The organism is Streptomyces sp. A18, assembly GCF_059026065.1.
Map to the genome: position 1 here is coordinate 1 of NZ_JBWLKL010000107.1, position 2,835 is coordinate 2,835.

Here is a 2,835-nt window from a genome sequence, read left to right on the forward strand (position 1 = left end):
CTCGTACTGTGCGTGCACAACTTCTCGCGGTTCGCACAACCCACCGAACTCGACCTCCGGGCCTTCAACGGCCGGCACCCCGTCGAACTCATCGGCGGAGTGCGCTTCCCCGACATCGGCGAGCTCCCCTATCTCCTCACCCTCGCCGGACACGGCTCCTACTGGTTCCGACTCTGCGAAAGAGCGCCTCGGACCGTGCGTTCCACAACGTGATCGGACGTGACGTCATGTCTTCGCCTCTGCTGCTGTCGTACGACCCCGAGCCTCACCCCATCGCCAGCCCCACGCTGGCGGCCCTGTTGAGCCGCTGGCTGCCGCGGCAGCGATGGTTCGCCCACCGGGAGCGTGCCGTCACCGCCGTCTCCGTGATGGCCGCGACGGAGCTGGCTCCCGACTGCTTTCACCTGTTGGTGCGGGTCGAACAGGCCGGGCTGCCCCAGGACGACGCCTGTTACCAACTGTTGCTGGGCGCCGTCACCGATCTGCCGCCCCGCCTGCGCGACTGTCTCCTGGGCCGGATGGAAGGCGCCCGCGGCCAGGACCTCTTCGTCTACGACGCGGTGCACGACCCGCGGGCAACGATCCTGCTCCTCGACCGGATACGGCGGGGTGGTGTGATGGGCGCGCTCCGCTTCGAGTCCTTCCCCCGCTCCTCGGTCCCCGCGGGGCTCATGCCGCGCGTCCTGGAGGTCGAGCAGTCGAACACGTCCATCGTGTACGGCGACGAGATCATCCTGAAGCTGTTCCGCCGAGTCCAGCCCGGCATCAACCCCGACCTGGAGATTCCCGGCGTCCTGGCCCGGCACGGATACACGCGCGTGCCGGAACCCGTCGCCTGGTTCCACACCTCCCAGCCGTTCTGGGGCACGTTGGGCGTCGTGCAGCGGTTCCTCTCCGGAGCGACGGACGGCTGGACCCTGGCCCTGGATTCGGCCCTCGTACAAGGGGACTTCTCCGATCAGGCACGGGAACTGGGCCGGGCGACAGGTGAGTTGCACGTGGCGCTCGCCGAATCGTTCCCCGTGGGCGAGCCGACCGTGGACCACCACACACGCCTGGCCGACGAGATGACACACCGGCTGATGAACGCGGCGGCCTCCGTGCCCGCCCTGCGGCCGCACGTATCGGGCCTGCGGGAGGTCTTCATCAAGCTCGCCACCACCGATGGCGGCCTGCGCCTGCAGCGCATTCACGGCGATCTCCATCTGGGGCAGGTGCTGCGGGCCGACGGCCAGTGGCACGTCGTCGACTTCGAGGGAGAGCCCGCCAAACCCCTGGCGGAACGCCGTGCCGATCGCTCTCCGGTCCACGACATCGCGGGCATGCTCCGCTCCTTCGACTACGCCGCCCACGTGGAGAAGAAGGCGGCACGGCCGGAGTGGGCCGCGGCCTGCCGCACCGCCTTCTGCGCCGGATACAGCGCGGCGGGCCTCTTCGATCCCCACGGCATCCCGGAGCTGCTGCACGCGCACGAAGCGGACCGGGCCGTCTACGAGGTCCTCTACGAGGCGACGCACCGCCCCGACTGGATCACCGTCCCCCTGCGGGCCGTCGCACGCCTTTCCCGCCAGCACTGACCGTCCGCCCGGTTCGAGGAGCAGCGCACATGGCCGTCACCGACGTCACCACACCCGCCACAGCCGTCCGCGGCGCCTGCGCGGTGCCTCCGCTGGGCGCCACCGGCCGGGACCGGCTGCTGCACGGCAGGCATCACGACCCGCACGCCGTCCTCGGTGCGCATCCCCTGCCTCATGGCGTACGCCTGCGTTGCCTGCGTCCCGGAGCGGAGGCGGTGTCCGTCGTGCTGGACGGCCTCGTGTGGGAGTTGCACGACGAGGGAGACGGCCTGTTCGCGGGCGGCATCCCTGCGGCGGAGGGGCCCACGCCCTACAGACTGCTGGTGCACTACCCCGAGGCCGTAGTGGAGGTGGACGACCCCTACCGGTTCCTGCCCACGCTGGGCGAATTGGATCTGCATCTCATCGCCGAAGGCCGCCACGAGGAACTCTGGACGGCGCTGGGGGCACACGTAGGAACGTACCAAGGGGTCCAGGGCACCCGCTTCACTGTCTGGGCCCCGAACGCGGTCGGCGTGCGGGTCTGCGGCGACTTCTGCCACTGGGACGGAACCGCGCTGCCCATGCGGTCCCTGGGCTCATCGGGCGTGTGGGAGCTCTTCGTGCCCGGCCTGGGCGAAGGGGCGATGTACAAGTTCGAGATCACCCGAGGCGACAGCTCCCGTACCCAGCGCGCGGATCCCATGGCGCGCGGCACGCAGACCCCGCCCGCGACGGCCTCGGTCGTGACGCGCAGCCACCACGACTGGGGCGACGCCCGATGGATGGCGCACCGGGCCGACCACCCGGCCCACGCGGCTCCCATGTCGGTCTACGAAGTCCACCTCGGCTCGTGGAGACCGGGAGCCACGTACCGCGAGCTGGCGTCAGAACTGACCGCGTATGTACGGAAGTTGGGCTTCACCCATGTGGAGCTGATGCCGGTCGCCGAGCATCCCTTCGGCGGCTCCTGGGGCTATCAGGTCACCGGCTTCTACGCACCCACGGCGCGCTTCGGATCTCCCGACGACTTCAAGTATCTGATCGATACCCTGCACCAGGCCGGAATCGGCGTCCTCCTGGACTGGGTCCCCGGCCATTTCCCGCGCGACGACTGGGCGCTGGCCGCGTTCGACGGCCGCCCGCTGTACGAACCGCAGGATCCCCGGCAGGCCGAGCACCCCGACTGGGGCACTCTCGTCTTCGACTACGGCCGCAAGGAGGTCCGCAACTTCCTTGTCGCCAACGCCACTTACTGGTGCGAGGAGTTCCACATCGA

3 protein-coding genes are annotated in these 2,835 nt (G+C 69.7%); all 3 read left to right on the forward strand.

Going from position 1 to position 2,835, the window contains the following annotated elements:
* Window positions 1–213, forward strand: a 213-nt coding sequence (locus AC5P1C_RS43555; RefSeq protein WP_493871555.1) for an alpha-glucosidase C-terminal domain-containing protein, incomplete at its 5' end; no start/stop codon positions are given.
* Between the two features lie 14 nt (window positions 214–227).
* The gene (locus AC5P1C_RS43560; protein ID WP_493871556.1) at window positions 228–1,577 is read left to right on the forward strand and encodes a maltokinase N-terminal cap-like domain-containing protein; all 1,350 of its coding nucleotides are present in this window, start codon (window positions 228–230) and stop codon (window positions 1,575–1,577) included.
* A 29-nt stretch (window positions 1,578–1,606) separates the two neighbouring features.
* On the forward strand, window positions 1,607–2,835 hold a 1,229-nt coding region (locus AC5P1C_RS43565), incomplete at its 3' end, for a GlgB N-terminal domain-containing protein (RefSeq protein ID WP_493871557.1).